This is a genomic window from Umezawaea sp. NPDC059074 (assembly GCF_042738955.1).
GTDB lineage: Bacteria > Actinomycetota > Actinomycetes > Mycobacteriales > Pseudonocardiaceae > Umezawaea.
In genome coordinates this window covers 134,368-148,641 of the sequence record NZ_JBHYHC010000005.1, presented here as the reverse complement: position 1 = coordinate 148,641, position 14,274 = coordinate 134,368, and the positions used below count along the sequence as shown (strand labels likewise).

The window sequence follows — 14,274 nt, the reverse complement described above, 5'->3', positions numbered from 1 at the left end:
CGTCGGGGTTGGTCGGGCGACGCGGCATGATGGATGCTGAACGCTTCCCGCCGCGCCGCCCCGAGGAGGACATGCCGTGACGGCCCCGAAGGCCGATGAGGTCGAAGACGCCACCGCGCGCCTCTTCCTCACCATCGGCAGGTTGTCCAGGCTGCTGCGCCGCACCGGCTCGCCCGGCCTCGGCCCCGGCGCGGTGTCCGCGCTGGCGACGCTGGCCCGCTGCGGACCGATGCGGCTGGGGGACCTGGCGCAGAAGGAGGGCGTTGCCCCGCCCACGCTGTCGCGGATCGTCGCGGCGCTCGTGGAGTCCGGGTACGTGCGGCGCGAGCCCGACCCGCAGGACGGCCGCGCCTGGCTGGCCACCCCCACGCCCGAGGGCGAGGAGATGGTGTCCGGCGTCCGCTCGGCCCGGATGACGGAGCTGCGGCGGCGGATGGAGATGCTCTCGCCCGAGCACCAGTCGGCGCTGATCGCGGCGCTCGGGGCGTTGGAGGAGATCGTGGCGGAGGAGAACCGCTAGAGGGCGGCCGCCTTTCGCTTGTCGTCGCTGAACGCCCAGGTGCACAGCCGGCCCAGCAGGACGGCGAAGAGCGCGCCGATCGTGTTGTTGGCGAAGTCCTGCGCCTCGCACACGCCCACGTCGGTGATGGCCTGGACGAGTTCCACCCCGCCGCTCACGGCGGCGCTCGCGAGCAGCACCAGCCCCGGCCTGCGGGTGGCGAGCGTGCCGAAGAAGGCGAACGGCATGAGCATCAGGAAGTTCAGCCTGGCCAGCGAGCCGGCGAGCGAGAAGTCGTTGAGCACGCAGAGCCGCAGCGGGTGCAGCGTCGTGACGCCCAGGACGCCGGGGCGGGCGATCGTGACCGCGAGGGCCAGCGCCAGCCCGCAGCCCGCCAGCACGGCGGGCACCCGCCGCCAGTCGAACTTCCGCGCCAGCGCCAGCGAGACCACGCCGCCCGTGGAGCAGCCGAGCACCAGCGCCAGGACGACCAGCGGTTGGTTGAGGATGACCTCGGCCCAATAGGCGTCCCGCGAGTACTGGTGCATGCCGTGTGAGACGTGCGGCGGGCTGCTCCGGTTGGCTCAGTCGTCTGTGCCCCAGATCATCTCGGCGAGCAGGATCAGACCCCAGATGACCAGCGGGGCCAGCGGCCAGAAGAACTTCGGTTCGCCCTGGGTGACCGACGCGACGCCCCAGATGCCGGTCATGATCACCGCGCCACCGGCCCAGTAGCCCCATTCCGCGCGGATCTTCTTCCGGTCGACCTCCTTCTTCGCCGCGGTCCGGTCCACCGCGGTGACCGGCAGGTCGGCGGTGAGGGGCGCGAGGTCGCCCAGGGTCGTCGCGGCCAGCGCGCGGCGGGTCCGCTCGTCGAACTCGGCGACGTCCAGCCTGCCTTCGGACAACGCCGTGGCCAGGCGTTCCGCCGTCCGTGAGCGGTCCGCGTCGGAGGCCCTCGTCCGCTGCTCGTGCACGTCCACCCCCAAGTGGTTAGGATACGAGTGTATCTAAAAATGAGGGGGCGCGGGTGCCGAAGGTCGTGGATCGGGCGGAGCAGCGCCGGGAGATCGGGTCCGCGCTGCTGCGGGTCGTCGTGCGCGACGGGATGGAGCAGGTGAGCGTGCGGACCGTGGCCGCGGAGGCCGGACGGTCGGCGGGCGCGGTGCAGAAGTACTTCGCCACCAAGGACGCCATGCTCCGGTTCGCGCTGGACCTCGCGGACGAGCGGATGGTGGAGCGGTTCGCCGCCGTGGACCGGACCGGACCCGTCCCGGTCGTGCTGCACCGCTACCTCGTGGCCTCGCTCCCGCTGGACGACGTGCGGCGCGCGGAAGTCCTGGTGCGGCACGCGTTCGCGGACAAGGGCGTGCGCGACGACCAGTACGCCCGCGTCCTGCGCGACCAGGACCGCGACATCGGCCGGGTCGTCGCGGACCTGCTGGAGGGTTCGGACGAGGTCCGGCACGACGTCGACCCGCTGGTGCTGGCCGACGCCGTGCTGGCCCTCGCCGACGGCTTCGCCGCCCGGATGCTCTACACCCGCGACCAGGACGAGGCGCTGCTCCTGGCCATGGAGGTGGCGCTGTCAGGCCTGCTCCAGCCTCCACAGCGGTGAGACCGGGCCCACGCCCGCGCCCAGCGGGTACGACGCGGCCACCGAGCGGACCACGAAGTCCTTGCCGAACCGCACGGCCGTGGGCACGTCCTCGCCGCGCGCCAGCCGTGAGCTGATCGACGACGCGAGCGTGTCACCGCTGCCGTGCGTGTGCTTGGTGTCGTAGCGGGGACCGGGCAGCTCCAGGAAGTCCTCGCCGTCGAACAGCAGGTCGAGGCACTCCGGGTCGGACCACATGTGCCCGCCCTTGACCAGCACCCACTCCGGCCCCAGGTCGAACAGGGCCTTCGCGGCGTCCCGCTGCCGCGGCCGGTCCCGCACGTCGATGCCGGTGAGCAGCCGCACCTCGTCGAGGTTCGGCGTCACCAGCGTGGCGCGCGGGAACAGCAGCGTCCGCACGGCCTCCAACGCCTGGTCGGTCAGCAGCTGGTCGCCGTGCATCGACGCGGCCACCGGGTCCACGACGAACGGCGTCGTGCCCGACCGTCCGATGTGGACCTGGTCGCAGGCCTCGGCGACCGCCTCGATGATCGCGGCGCTCGCCAGCATCCCGGTCTTGGCCGCGTTCACGCCGATGTCGGTGGCCACGGCCACGATCTGCGCCGCCACCACCTCCGGCGGGATCTCGGTGAACCCCGAGACGCCCAGCGAGTTCTGCACGGTGATCGCCGTCACCGCGGTCATCCCGTGCACACCGCAGGCGAACAGCGTGCGCAGGTCGGCTTGCAGGCCCGCACCACCGCCGGAGTCGGACCCGGCGATGGTGAGGACCCGTGGAGGAGTCTCGTTCACGTCAGGAAGTCTCCACGACCGGCAGGTAGACCTTGTTCCCGTGGTCGCCGAACTCGGCGGACTTCTCCTCCATGCCCGCCTCGATGGCCTCCACAGTGGACAGACCGTGCTCCTCGGCGTACCGGCGCACGTCCTGGGTGATCTTCATCGAGCAGAACTTCGGCCCGCACATCGAGCAGAAGTGCGCCGTCTTCGCCGGGGCCGCGGGCAGCGTCTCGTCGTGGAACGAGCGGGCCGTGTCCGGGTCCAGCGACAGGTTGAACTGGTCCTCCCAGCGGAACTCGAACCGCGCCTTGGACAGGGCGTCGTCCCAGTCCTGCACGCCGGGGTGGCCCTTGGCCAGGTCGGCCGAGTGCGCCGCGATCTTGTAGGTGATCACGCCGGTCTTCACGTCGTCCCGGTTCGGCAGGCCCAGGTGCTCCTTCGGCGTGACGTAGCAGAGCATCGCCGTGCCCAGCCAGCCGATCTGCGCCGCGCCGATGGCGGAGGTGATGTGGTCGTAGGCGGGCGCGATGTCCGTGGCCAGCGGTCCGAGGGTGTAGAACGGCGCCTCGCCGCACCACTCCTCCTCCAGCCGCACGTTCTCCGCGATCTTGTGCATCGGCACGTGGCCGGGGCCCTCGATCATCACCTGCACGTCGTGGGCGCGGGCGACGTGCGTGAGCTCGCCCAGCGTGCGGAGCTCGGCGAACTGGGCCTCGTCGTTGGCGTCGGCGATGGAACCGGGCCGCAGGCCGTCACCCAGGGAGAACGTGATGTCGTAGGCGCGCAGGATCTCGCACAGCTCCTCGAAGTGCGTGTAGAGGAAGCTCTCCTTGTGGTGGGCGAGGCACCACGCGGCCATGATCGACCCGCCGCGCGACACGATGCCCGTCACGCGCTTGGCCGTCATCGGCACGTACCGCAGCAGCACGCCCGCGTGGACCGTCATGTAGTCGACGCCCTGCTCGGCCTGCTCGATCACCGTGTCCCGGTACAGCTCCCACGTGAGCTTCGCCGGATCGCTGTCGACCTTCTCCAACGCCTGGTAGATGGGCACGGTGCCCACCGGCACCGGCGAGTTGCGCATGATCCACTCGCGGGTCTCGTGGATCCGCTTGCCGGTCGACAGGTCCATGATCGTGTCGCCGCCCCAGCGGGTGGCCCACACCATCTTGTCGACCTCGTCCTCGATCGACGAGGACACGGCGGAGTTGCCGATGTTCGCGTTGATCTTCACGAGGAACTTCTTGCCGATGATCATCGGCTCGGCCTCGGGGTGGTTCCGGTTGAGCGGGATGACCGCCCGCCCGACGGCCACCTCGGACCGGACGAACTCGGGATCCATGTTCTCGCGGACCGCGATGAACCTCATCTCCGGCGTGACGATCCCGGCCTTCGCGTACGCGAGCTGGGTCACGGCGCCGTTCACCGGCTCGCGCGCGGAGATCCAGTCCGCCCTGAGCCTCGGAAGTCCACTGTGGACGTCGATGGTCGCGTTGGAGTCGGTATACGGACCAGAAGTGTCGTACAGGTCGACGTGCTCGCCGTTGGTCAGTTCCACCCTGCGGAACGGGACCCGCACACCCTCACCCGCGTCGCGGTAGACCTTGCGGGAGCCCGAGATCGGGCCGGTGGTGACTGACGGTCGGACAGAGCGGTCGTCAAGTGCCGTCACGACATTTCCTCCCTACGCCGGCATTACCCGGTCAGGTTCGAGCGGTCGGCGGCACCGTGCCCTTCGGCACAACCACCCTCTCAGCCCGCTTTCGGCGCGAGCTCCCGCGTGTTTTGAGTTGTCCTCCTGACCATAGCCAGGCTCCGGCACGGCCGGCTAGCCGCCGCCCGGTGCGGTCGCCTACAACTGATCCGCATCGGCCGGCGCGAAAGCGCCACTTTCGGCGTACCTTTCTCCGCGTGGCTGATCACCAGCCGTTCCCACCCGGCGCGCGGCGTGGTGAACGACCCGCGGCCGTTTCGGCGTGCCCTTCGTGCGGCGACCTCGCGGGTCGCGGCTACCCCGAGTGCCGGTTCTGCGTGGAGCTGGTCGACCAGGTCTGGCTGCCGGACTGGCACGCGCTGCTGGCCGCCGAGCAGCTCAGCGAAGGCGGGTCGGGCGAGCGCGAGCTGGCCGAGCTGGTGCTGGAGGACGAGGTCGGCCGGTACTCGTGGACGTGCACCGACTGGGCGATGACGTTGGTCACCTGCTCGCAGTGCGGGGTCGAGTCCGCGACGGGCGCGCTGGACTGCCTGCGCTGCGCGATGGCCGAAGCCGCCCGCTGGTCGTGGCACCACTCCGGGGCCGGGGACGTCATCACGCCCGCCGAGCACGCGCTGCGCGTGGCCAGGGCCGTGCTGCGGGCCCCGCACCGGAGCCGGGACGTGGTGGCGTCCACGTGGCGGCTGCTGATCCCGTTCCTGCTGGTGGGGGAGGTGGCGACGGTCGGACAGGTGCAACGGCTGCGCGCCCACGTGCTGGCCGGGCACTACTCGGACCTGGCCGCGTGCGCGACCCACGTGCAGCTGGTCGGGCTGCCGGAGATCTACTGGCGGCGCGACGAGTCCGCGCGAGGCGACCACCAGGTGCGCCTGGACCACCCGCGGGCGCCGCGGGCCGGAGTCGTCGAGGTGCAGGTCCCTACCGAGGCGTGAGGACCAGCTTCAGCCCCAGCGCGACCAGCACTCCGCCCGAGACGCCTTCCAGGGTCTTGCGGACCTTGGAGCGCGCGAGCCAGCCGCGGATCCGGTGCAGCACGCCGACCACGACGAGGTACCAGAGCGTGTCGACCACGACCCAGACGACGGCGAACAGCAGCAGGAGCCCCTTGCCCGCTTCCCCGGCCGGAACGAACTGGGGGAGGAACGAGATGGCGAACACGCCGAGCTTCGGATTCGCCAGGTTGACGACCAGCCCGGACCGGAACGCCTTCGAGGGTGGGGCCGGTTCGACCGCCGAGCTGTCCTTGCGCGCCGACAGCAGCGCCTTCACGCCGAGGTAGACCAGGAAGAGGGCCCCGGTGACCCGCAGGACGTGGAACGCGACCTCGGACGCGGTGAGCAACACCGACAGCCCCAGTGCCGCGGCCACCGCCCAACACGCGACCCCGACCTCCATGCCCGCGACCGTGGCCAACGCCGTGCGCCGCCCGCGAACCGACTGCCGCAGCACCAGCGCCGTGCCGGGGCCGGGGGACAGGGCGATCAGGAACGACGCCGCGACGAGGGCGGCCAGGTTGTCCAGCATGGACTCAATGGTGAGGGGGTGCGGCAAGCCGTTTTTCGAGCCGGACTTGAGCGAGTGGGGGTTGGATTGCGTTCGACTCCTGATTTAAGTGCTCATTCGGTGAGCACTTTGCCGGGCAGGATCGGAGTCGGAACCAACGAGAGGACGGCTCGAATGCTGCGGGAACAGGACCAGGTGGAGACGCTCGACGGCGCGGAGATCATCGTCTTCACGACCTTCGACGAGTGGGTGACCTGGCTCGACTCCCACCACGAGCTGAAGGCCGGCGTGTGGTGCAAGATCGCCAAGAAGGGCTCGGGCAAAACGTCGATCACGATCACCCAGGCCTTGGACGGTGCCCTCTGCTACGGCTGGATCGACAGCATCCGGCGCTCCCTCGACAAGGAGTACTACCTCCAGCGCTACTCGGCCCGACGCCCCAAGGGCGCGTGGTCCAAGGTCAACGTGGACAAGGCAGAAGCCCTCATCGCCTCCGGCCGAATGCGAGACCCGGGCTTCGCCGCGATCGCCGCGGCAAAGGCAGACGGCCGCTGGGACGCCGCCTACCTGTCCCAACGAATCGCCACAGTCCCAGACGACCTGGCAGCAGAACTAGCCGCAAACCCCACGGCCAAAACCGCCTTCGAGTCCTTGGACCGCACCCACCAGTACGCCCTCCTACTACGCCTGATGAAAGCCAAAACCCCCACCACCCGAGCAACCCAACTAACCCAAATCCTCACAACCCTCACCACCGCCACCCCCTAACACCAGCCACCCCTCAGGACACCCCCACCCCGTCGAGACGCCCCCGTCCCGACGAACGGCCCACACCGAGACGCAACGGTCCCGTCGATACGCCCCCGTATCGACGCAACCACCCCGTCCCGACGAGCCACTCCCAAGACGCAACCGTCCCGTCGATACGCACTCGTATCGACGGGACCGCCTCGACGCACCCAACCCCGACTCGCCACACCCCGATCACGCCCAACCCGGCCAAACGGAACCTGAACCAACCAAGCTGACCCCTCAACCCGCCACGACCCGACCTGACACGGACGATCCGGCCCAGCCGATCCGGCCCAGCCGATCCGGCTGCCGACCTGCCGACCTGCCGACCTGCCGACCTGCCTGCCTGCCTGCCTGCCTGCCCGGCCGCTCCGGCTCGCCTGACTTGGCGCGGCTGGCCAGGCCTGGCCGATCTGCTTGGCCGATCCGATCCGATCTGCTTGGTGTGGCTTGGGCTGCCCCGCCCGGCTTGGCCCGCCCGGCTTGGCCTGGCCTGCCTGGTCGGTCCGGCTGATCTTGCTCGGCCGACTTAGACCGGTCGACTCAATCGGATGCGGCCAGTCTGGTTCGAACAGTTCGGCTGACTTGGCCGACCTGGGCTTGTCCCCGCCGGTCCGCCCCGCCGTGCTCTGGGTCGCCGCGCCCACTTGAGCCGTAGTGATCGACCGACTGGTCCGGTTCGATCGACGCGGTGGCTGGCTGTTCGGTGTGGCTCGCCTGGCTGGCCCGGTGTGCGTGACTAGTTCGGCTTGGCCGGCGTGGCTCGCCTGATGGTGTGTGGCCGACCAGTCGTGACCGGTCTGGCGCGATCGGCTCGAGGTGACTGCCGCCGTGAGGCTGATCGGCCGCTGGCGACGCGCCCCGGCGTGACCAACTTGCCGTACCTGGTCTGGGTCCGTCCGGCATGGCTGGCATGGCGTGGCTGGCCCCGCTGTGATCGGTCGTCTGGATCCAGCGGTGGTCGCGTGGCAGCCAGGTCCCACCGTGGAGCGCGACCGGTCGGTTCCGTCTCGTCGGTACGGGATCGTCTCGACGAGACGGGGGCGTCTCGGCCCGGAGTTTGGTTGGTGGGGTTAGGGGGTGCGGTAGTGGAGAAGGACCACGCCGTTGGTGAAGGTTTTGGTTTGCACCAGGTCCAAGGTTGTCAGGGTGGTGGAGTCCAGGAATGCGGGATTGCCGTTGCCCACCAGGACCGGGTGGATGTAGATCGTGTACTCGTCGATCAGGTTCAAGGCCTGGAACGTGGCTGTCAGATTGGGGCCGCCCACGACCATGTCGCCGCCCGGCTGGTGTTTGAGGGCGCGGAGTTCGTCCGCGTCCACCTCGTGGCGGATCGTGGTGTTCCAGGCGGTGCTGGTGGTCGTCCCCCTGGTGAAGACGATCTTGGGGACGTCGCGCCAGATCGAGGCGAACTCCGCCTCTTCCGGTGTGCTGGCCGGGTTCTGGTCCGCTGTCGGCCAGTAGTCGGCCATCAGGTCGTGGGTGACCCGGCCGGTGAGGAAGGCGCTGTACTCGCGGAACCGGGTGTTCATGTGGGCGTGCAGCTCACCGTCCACCTGGTGCCAGTCGAGTTCCCCGTTCGGGCCTTCGAAGTAGCCGTCCAGCGACACCGCCAGCGAGTAGACGATCTTCCTCATCGCGCGCGCCTAGTCCTCGTCGTCGTCCGCGAACGGGTCCTCGGAGTTGGCCGGGTCCCACGACAGGCCGGGGACGCCCCACTCGTTGTAGCGGAGCATGCGCTTCGCCTCGCGCTTGTACCGGCCCACCAACCTGTCCAGGTACAGGTAGCCGTCGAGGTGGTCCGTCTCGTGCTGGAGGCACCTGGCGAAGAAGCCCGTGCCCTCCACCTCGATCGGGTTGCCGTCGCCGTCCTGGCCGGTCACCTTCGCCCAGTCCGCGCGCCCCGTCGGGTACGACTCGCCGGGGGCGGAGAGGCAGCCTTCGAAGTCGTCGTCCGGGCCCGGCATGCCCTCCGGCAGCTTCGAGGTCTCCAGCACCGGGTTGACCACGATGCCGCAGTGGCGGACACCTTCGTCGTCCGGGCAGTCGTAGACGAACAGGCGCAGGTCGACGCCGATCTGGTTGGCCGCGAGGCCCACGCCGTGCGCCGCCGCCATCGTCTCGAACATGTCGTCGATCAACGTGCGCAGCTCGTCGTCGAAGGCCTCTACCGGCTTCGTCGGGTTGTGCAGTACCGGGTCACCGGCGATCCGGATGTGGTGAACAGCCATGACGTGAGCTTATCGGCGTGTCAGTTCGGACGCGCCGACCGTTGAAGCGACCGCGATCACGATCACGTGATGTAATTGGCCATTGGAAATCACACGGGTCGGCCCGATGGCCTCAACCGTGAGGCGAGGAGCCGGATGGACGCCGCAGGGGCAGGGGAGCCGGATGACGGCTTGACCGCTCGGGAGCGCGGAATCCTGGCTTTCGAACGCCAGTGGTGGAAGTACGCGGGCGCCAAGGAACAGGCTGTCAAAGAGTTGTTCGACATGTCCGCGACCCGGTACTACCAGCTGCTCAACGGCCTGATCGACAAGGAGGAGGCCCTCGCGGCCGACCCGATGCTCGTGAAACGTCTTCGCAAACTTCGCACGGTCCGGCTGCGCGCACGTTCTGCGCGCCGCTTCGGTTTCGAGCCGAATGGTGTCGAGCACCGATGAGTTCTCCTGAATCCCCCAGTTCCTCCCACCCGGCTCGGGCCGCGGGTTTCGCGCTGCTCGGCGTCGCGCTGGTCGCGTTGGTGATCGGCGTCTTCACGCTGTTCGGCGGTGGCGACGGCGACCAGACCGCGACGGGCACGTCGTCGAGCCAGCCGCCCGCGGGCAGCGCGTCGGAGTCCGCTCCCGCGTCCCCGCCCGCGTCCTCGGGTGAGCAGCCGCCCGCGACGACGTCGGCCGCCCCGACCACGACCTCGGCCCCGGCCGCCACGACGACGACGCAGGCCCCTCCGGCGGGCACGACCGGCGCGGCGACACCACCGCCCGGTGGTCAGCCGACCGCCGCGAAGCCGCCGGTGCGCGTCTACAACAACAGCACCATCGCCGGTCTCGCCGCGAAGGCGACGGAGGACGTGAAGCGGTCCGGTTGGGACGTCGCCGAGACCGGCAACTACTCCCAGGGCCAGATCCCGACGACGACCGTCTACTACCGGCCCGGCACCGAAGAGGAAGAGTCGGCGAAGTCCCTCGCCGCCGTCATGCAGGCCAGGGTCGAGGCCCGCTTCGACGGCATCGAGGCCGCGCACCCCGGCATCATCGTGATCGTCACGAACGACTACAAGGGCACGCAGAACGTCAAGTAGCGCCTACTGCTTGCGGGACTCGGCGTACGCGGCCAACGAGGCCAGCTGCGCCGGGTCCAGCGAGGGCCGGACGGCCTTGCGCGCGCTCGCCAGGTGCGCGGCCGTCACGACGACCGCTTCCAGCGACTCGCGCATCGCCGTCAGCGCGGCTTCGCGGATCAGCGCCGCGCAGTCCGCCGCCGAGTAGCCGTCCAACGACTCCGCCAGCTCGTCCAGGTCCACGTCCTCGGCCAGCGGCGTGTTGCGCGAGGTCGCGCGCAGGATCGCGCCGCGCGCCTCGGCGTCCGGCGGCGGCACGTAGACCAGGCGCTCCAACCGTCCCGGCCGCAGCAGCGCCGGGTCGACCAGTTCGGGCCGGTTCGTCGCTCCCAGCACGATGACGTCCCGCAACGGCTCCACGCCGTCCAGTTCGGTCAGCAGCGCGGCCACCACGCGGTCCGCCACGCCGGAGTCCGACGACTGGCCGCGGCGCGGCGCCAGCGCGTCCACCTCGTCCAGGAACACCATGGCGGGCGCGGCTTCCGCGGCGCGGCGGAACAGTTCGCGCACGGCCCGTTCGGACTCGCCGACGAACTTGTCCATCAGCTCCGCGCCCTTGACCGACAGCACGTTGAGCTGCCCGCTGCCCGCGAGCGCGCGGATCAGGAACGTCTTGCCGCAGCCGGGAGGCCCGTAGAGCAGCAGGCCGCGCGGCGGGGCGACGCCGAGGCGGGCGAAGGAATCGGGGTACTGCAACGGCCACAGCGCGGCCTCGGTCAGCGCCTGCTTGACCTCGGTCATGTCGCCGACGTCGTCCAGCGTCAGCCCGCCGGTCTGCAACGTGTCCGAAGTGGACATCGAGACCGGGCGGACGGTGTCCAGCGCGCCGAGCAGGTCCTGTTGCGCCACGCGGGGTTCGTCGTGGTCGCGCTGCCGCAGCGCCGAGCGCACGGCGGCGTCGCGGCGCAGCGCCACGAGGTCCGCGACGACGAAACCCGGTGTGCGGTCGGCGATCGCGCCGAGGTCCACGTCGGACTCCATCGGCACGTCCCGCATCAGCATCCGCAGCAGCTCGGTGCGGCAGCGGCCGTCCGGCAGCGCCAACGTCAGCTCGCGGTCCACCAGCTCCGGCACGCGCAGCCGCGGGTCGACCGACTCGGGGTGCGCGGTCGTGACGACCAGCGCCAACCCCTTGGTGCGCACGGCGGAGCGCAGCACGTCCAGCACGACGGTCGCGACCGGCGGCGGGGACGACGCGGGCAGCAGCGCGTCCACGTCGGTCAGCAGCAGCACGGCCGGGCGGTCCTTCGCGGACGCGGCGGTCACGGCGTCGGCGAGCCGCTGCGCGGTCGCGTTCGACTCCAGCACCGCGATGCTCGGCGCGGCCAGCTCCACGACGTCCGCGTCCACGCTCTGCGCCACGGACCGCACGAGGGTCGCCTTCCCGACGCCCTCGGGGCCGCTGACCAGCGCGGCCAGCCGCGGTGACGCCCCGAGCTTCGCCAGCAGGTCCGGCCGCAGGAACGTCAGGTCCAGCCACTCGGTGAGCCGCTTCGCGGCGTCGCGTTGGCCGACCAGGTCGGTGACCGGCGGCACGAACGCGACCTCGGCGGGCGGCACGTACGTCGACGTCACGGCGCGCCCGGTCACGGCGACCTGCACCACCGCCCCGTCGGCGACCGGCGCGGCGTCACCGGTCCGCGGTCCGTCGCGCCAGCCGACCACGCTCGACGGCTGCACGGCGACCGGGCCCGCCGGGTCGGTCGCGGTGATCGTCAGCAGCTCGTTGGTCCACGTCATGCCGATGGCGTTCGACAGCTTGCTGCGCGTCGACCCGACGTCCACGCCGGGCGGCGGCGCGAGGTCCTGCGGCAGCAGCGACACGGCGTCGCCCACGGTCAGCACCTTGCCGGTCAGCGCGAGCCGCAGCGTCTCCGGCGTCAGCGACGTCGTCGCCAGCCGCGACCCGGACACCGTCACCGACCGAGCGCCCGCAACGTCCACCGGCGCCACGACGACCTCGGACCCCTCGACGATCCCGAGGTTCGACAGCGTCACGTCGTCCACCAGCACGACTCCGGGCGGCCCGTCGCCCGCGGCCGCCAGCGCGGCGCTCACGCGGGCGCCGGTCAGCTTCACAGCGTCCCACGCGCGCAGCCCCAGCGCGTCCAGCACCTCCTGGTGCAGCCGGACGACACCGCGGCGGGTGTCCAACGCGGACGGGGTCAGCCGAGCGGTCAGCGTGATCACGCCCCGAAGACTAGTGCCGCGAACGCCGAAGCGCGGGCCCTCCGTGGAGAGACCCGCGCTTCGGGGCTAGTTCTGCGTCGGGTCCTTCGGCCGCTGGTCGCGGCGCAGGCCCAGCTGGCGCCAGTTGCGCCGCTTGACCCCGGCCTCGACGCCGACCTTCGTCGGGTCGACGCCGTTGCGCCTCGGGAGCCGCGCCACGCGCAGCGCCGCGCCCGCCACCCGGCCGCGCAGCGGCTGGCGCAGCCCGAGGCGGCGGTTGGCCACGCCGTGCGCCCGGCGGATCGCCCGGCGGTCGGCGGCGGGCACGGACCACGCCTCGGGGTGCTTGGCGAGCCACAGGTAGCGGCGCACCGAGTACGGCAGGTGGACCAGGTAGACGACCATCGCGCAGATCAGCGCGATCAGCGGGAACGTGATGATCGCCGCGCCGAGCAGGGCGACCAGCACCAGCATCGGGGCCACCGCGCGCGGCGGCACCTTGATCGACTTCAGCGACAGCGTGGGGATGCGGCTGACCAGCAGCAGCGCCACGCCGACCGTCCACACGATCACCACCGGCACCGACGACCACCAGCCGCCGTGGCCGATCTGCTCATCGATGATCAGCGGCAGCAACAGCAGCAGGCCGCCCGCGGGCGCGGGCACGCCGACGAAGAACTCCTTGGCGTACGGCGGTTGTTCGACGTCCAGCAGGGTGTTGAAGCGGGCCAGCCGCAGCACCATGCAGACGGCGAAGACCAGCGCCACGATCCACCCGCCGCGGTTCGGCTCGAACCGCCACACGTAGATCACCAGCGCGGGCGCGACGCCGAACGAGATGGCGTCGGCCAGCGAGTCCAGCTCGGCGCCCATCTTGCTGGTGGCGTCCAGCAGCCGCGCGATCCGGCCGTCGAGGCCGTCGAGCAGGGCCGCGGCGGCGATCGCGGCGATCGCCGCCCCCCACATGCCGACGATGGCGAACTGCACCGCCGACAGGCCCGCGCTCATGGCGAGCACGGTGATGGCGTTGGGGAGCAGCCGGATGCCCGGCGTGCTGGGAGCCAAGGATCAGTCCTCCGGGAGCTCGGCGAGCACGGTCTCGCCGCCGATGGTGCGCATGCCCGCCTCGACCAGCGGGCGGCTGCCGCGCGGCACGTAGAGGTCGACGCGGGACCCGAAGCGGATCAGGCCGTACGTCTGGCCCGCCTCGACCTTCTCGCCCTCGACGACCTGGCAGACGATGCGGCGGGCCACCAGGCCCGCGATCTGCACGACGACGAGGTCGTGGCCGCCGACCGTGCGCAGCAGCACGGTGTTGCGCTCGTTGACCTCGCTGGCCTTGTCCAGGTCCGCGGAGAGGAACTTGCCCGCGTGGTAGGACACCTGGCGGATCTCGCCCGCCGCGGGCACGCGCTGGACGTGCACGTCGAAGACGGACAGGAACACGCTGATGCGGATCATCGGCTCGGTGCCGAGACCCAGCTCGGCGGGCGGCGCCACCTCGACGACGTGCGACACGGTGCCGTCGGCGGGGGCCACCGCGATGTTCGGCCGGGTCGGCAGGACCCGCTTGGGCTCACGGAAGAACCAGGCGACCCAGGCCGTGACGAGGAAACCGAGCACGCCTGCGCGCTTGGAGAACCGCCTCAGCAGGAAACTGGCCACCGCCGCTCCCGCGACGAAAGGGCGGCCTGCGGGGTGCATGGGGGGCACGATGCCCCGAGCGAGTTCGATGAAGTGGGAAACGCCACCACTGTGCTGATCGCGGTCGGAGTTCATTTCGTGGGGAATCCGTTGCTCTTCCGTGGTCGGGCTGTGCTTGGGCCGGCCACACGCTACGCCAAGCGCCCATAACG

16 protein-coding genes and 1 riboswitch are annotated in these 14,274 nt (G+C 70.8%); of the genes, 6 read left to right on the top strand and 10 right to left on the bottom strand.

Annotated features, from left to right (window positions below):
• The first annotated feature begins 76 nt into the window (after positions 1-76).
• Positions 77-520: a MarR family winged helix-turn-helix transcriptional regulator gene (locus ACFWW9_RS04265; RefSeq protein WP_390371191.1), complete on the top strand. Its 444-nt coding sequence runs from the start codon at positions 77-79 to the stop codon at positions 518-520.
• On the opposite strand, the gene ACFWW9_RS04260 is transcribed toward ACFWW9_RS04265, so the two are convergent.
• Together ACFWW9_RS04260 and ACFWW9_RS04255 are read right to left on the bottom strand one after the other, a co-directional pair.
• Entirely contained in the window at positions 517-1,047 is a 531-nt protein-coding gene (locus ACFWW9_RS04260; RefSeq protein ID WP_390371189.1) for a VanZ family protein, read from the bottom strand. The two genes, ACFWW9_RS04265 and ACFWW9_RS04260, sit on opposite strands and share 4 nt — an antisense overlap.
• Before the next feature lie 36 nt (positions 1,048-1,083).
• Positions 1,084-1,482 (bottom strand): DUF1707 domain-containing protein, encoded by a 399-nt coding sequence (locus ACFWW9_RS04255; RefSeq protein WP_390371231.1) that lies wholly within the window; start codon positions 1,480-1,482, stop codon positions 1,084-1,086.
• Positions 1,483-1,529: 47 nt separating this feature from the next.
• On the opposite strand from ACFWW9_RS04255, the gene ACFWW9_RS04250 reads away from it, so the two are divergent.
• On the top strand, positions 1,530-2,117 hold the full coding sequence (locus tag ACFWW9_RS04250) for a TetR/AcrR family transcriptional regulator (protein WP_390371187.1): 588 nt from the start codon (positions 1,530-1,532) through the stop codon (positions 2,115-2,117).
• Here ACFWW9_RS04250 and thiD read toward each other — a convergent pair.
• Entirely contained in the window at positions 2,088-2,909 is an 822-nt protein-coding gene (gene thiD, locus ACFWW9_RS04245; protein WP_390371185.1) for a bifunctional hydroxymethylpyrimidine kinase/phosphomethylpyrimidine kinase, read from the bottom strand. The two genes, ACFWW9_RS04250 and thiD, sit on opposite strands and share 30 nt — an antisense overlap.
• Position 2,910: 1 nt before the next feature.
• Positions 2,911-4,566 carry a phosphomethylpyrimidine synthase ThiC gene (thiC, locus tag ACFWW9_RS04240; RefSeq protein WP_390371183.1) on the bottom strand — a complete coding sequence of 552 codons (1,656 nt, stop codon included), beginning with the start codon at positions 4,564-4,566 and terminating at the stop codon, positions 2,911-2,913.
• A riboswitch (TPP riboswitch) is annotated at positions 4,558-4,684 on the bottom strand. It overlaps the preceding gene by 9 nt.
• Positions 4,685-4,805: 121 nt before the next feature.
• On the opposite strand from thiC, the gene ACFWW9_RS04235 reads away from it, so the two are divergent.
• The gene (locus tag ACFWW9_RS04235) at positions 4,806-5,540 is read left to right on the top strand and encodes a hypothetical protein (RefSeq protein WP_390371181.1); all 735 of its coding nucleotides are present in this window, start codon (positions 4,806-4,808) and stop codon (positions 5,538-5,540) included.
• On the opposite strand, the gene ACFWW9_RS04230 is transcribed toward ACFWW9_RS04235, so the two are convergent.
• Positions 5,527-6,132: a LysE family translocator gene (locus tag ACFWW9_RS04230; RefSeq protein ID WP_390371180.1), complete on the bottom strand. Its 606-nt coding sequence runs from the start codon at positions 6,130-6,132 to the stop codon at positions 5,527-5,529. The genes ACFWW9_RS04235 and ACFWW9_RS04230 overlap by 14 nt on opposite strands.
• A 153-nt stretch (positions 6,133-6,285) precedes the next feature.
• On the opposite strand from ACFWW9_RS04230, the gene ACFWW9_RS04225 reads away from it, so the two are divergent.
• Positions 6,286-6,879, top strand: coding sequence for a YdeI family protein (locus ACFWW9_RS04225; protein WP_390371178.1), 594 nt, complete (start codon positions 6,286-6,288; stop codon positions 6,877-6,879).
• A 1,097-nt stretch (positions 6,880-7,976) separates the two neighbouring features.
• Here the strand turns inward: ACFWW9_RS04225 and ACFWW9_RS04220 are convergent.
• Positions 7,977-8,540: a dihydrofolate reductase family protein gene (locus tag ACFWW9_RS04220; RefSeq protein WP_390371177.1), complete on the bottom strand. Its 564-nt coding sequence runs from the start codon at positions 8,538-8,540 to the stop codon at positions 7,977-7,979.
• 9 nt (positions 8,541-8,549) lie between these two features.
• Positions 8,550-9,134: a peptide deformylase gene (locus ACFWW9_RS04215; RefSeq protein WP_390371175.1), complete on the bottom strand. Its 585-nt coding sequence runs from the start codon at positions 9,132-9,134 to the stop codon at positions 8,550-8,552.
• Positions 9,135-9,269: 135 nt separating this feature from the next.
• On the opposite strand from ACFWW9_RS04215, the gene ACFWW9_RS04210 reads away from it, so the two are divergent.
• Both ACFWW9_RS04210 and ACFWW9_RS04205 read left to right on the top strand, forming a co-directional pair.
• Entirely contained in the window at positions 9,270-9,569 is a 300-nt protein-coding gene (locus ACFWW9_RS04210) for a DUF3263 domain-containing protein (RefSeq protein ID WP_390371173.1), read from the top strand.
• The gene (locus ACFWW9_RS04205; RefSeq protein ID WP_390371171.1) at positions 9,566-10,210 is read left to right on the top strand and encodes a LytR C-terminal domain-containing protein; all 645 of its coding nucleotides are present in this window, start codon (positions 9,566-9,568) and stop codon (positions 10,208-10,210) included. Before ACFWW9_RS04210 ends, ACFWW9_RS04205 begins: the two co-directional genes overlap by 4 nt.
• A 3-nt stretch (positions 10,211-10,213) precedes the next feature.
• On the opposite strand, the gene ACFWW9_RS04200 is transcribed toward ACFWW9_RS04205, so the two are convergent.
• The 3 genes from ACFWW9_RS04200 to ACFWW9_RS04190 form a co-directional block, all read right to left on the bottom strand.
• Positions 10,214-12,439, bottom strand: coding sequence for an AAA family ATPase (locus ACFWW9_RS04200; RefSeq protein ID WP_390371169.1), 2,226 nt, complete (start codon positions 12,437-12,439; stop codon positions 10,214-10,216).
• 66 nt (positions 12,440-12,505) lie between these two features.
• Complete coding sequence (gene pssA, locus ACFWW9_RS04195) at positions 12,506-13,483, bottom strand: CDP-diacylglycerol--serine O-phosphatidyltransferase (RefSeq protein ID WP_390371167.1); 978 nt, start codon at positions 13,481-13,483, stop codon at positions 12,506-12,508.
• A gap of 3 nt (positions 13,484-13,486) precedes the next feature.
• Positions 13,487-14,197 (bottom strand): phosphatidylserine decarboxylase, encoded by a 711-nt coding sequence (locus ACFWW9_RS04190; protein ID WP_390371166.1) that lies wholly within the window; start codon positions 14,195-14,197, stop codon positions 13,487-13,489.
• Between the last annotated feature and the right edge of the window lie 77 nt (positions 14,198-14,274).

Excerpts from the sequence above, each read along its gene's own strand:
- ACFWW9_RS04260 (WP_390371189.1), bottom strand. The coding sequence starts at position 1,047 with ATGCACCAGTACTCGCGGGACGCCTATTGGGCCGAGGTCATCCTCAAC.
- ACFWW9_RS04230 (WP_390371180.1), bottom strand. The coding sequence starts at position 6,132 with ATGCTGGACAACCTGGCCGCCCTCGTCGCGGCGTCGTTCCTGATCGCC.
- ACFWW9_RS04225 (WP_390371178.1), top strand. The coding sequence starts at position 6,286 with ATGCTGCGGGAACAGGACCAGGTGGAGACGCTCGACGGCGCGGAGATC.
- ACFWW9_RS04220 (WP_390371177.1), bottom strand. The coding sequence starts at position 8,540 with ATGAGGAAGATCGTCTACTCGCTGGCGGTGTCGCTGGACGGCTACTTC.
- ACFWW9_RS04215 (WP_390371175.1), bottom strand. The coding sequence starts at position 9,134 with ATGGCTGTTCACCACATCCGGATCGCCGGTGACCCGGTACTGCACAAC.
- ACFWW9_RS04210 (WP_390371173.1), top strand. The coding sequence starts at position 9,270 with ATGGACGCCGCAGGGGCAGGGGAGCCGGATGACGGCTTGACCGCTCGG.
- ACFWW9_RS04205 (WP_390371171.1), top strand. The coding sequence starts at position 9,566 with ATGAGTTCTCCTGAATCCCCCAGTTCCTCCCACCCGGCTCGGGCCGCG.
- ACFWW9_RS04190 (WP_390371166.1), bottom strand. The coding sequence starts at position 14,197 with ATGAACTCCGACCGCGATCAGCACAGTGGTGGCGTTTCCCACTTCATC.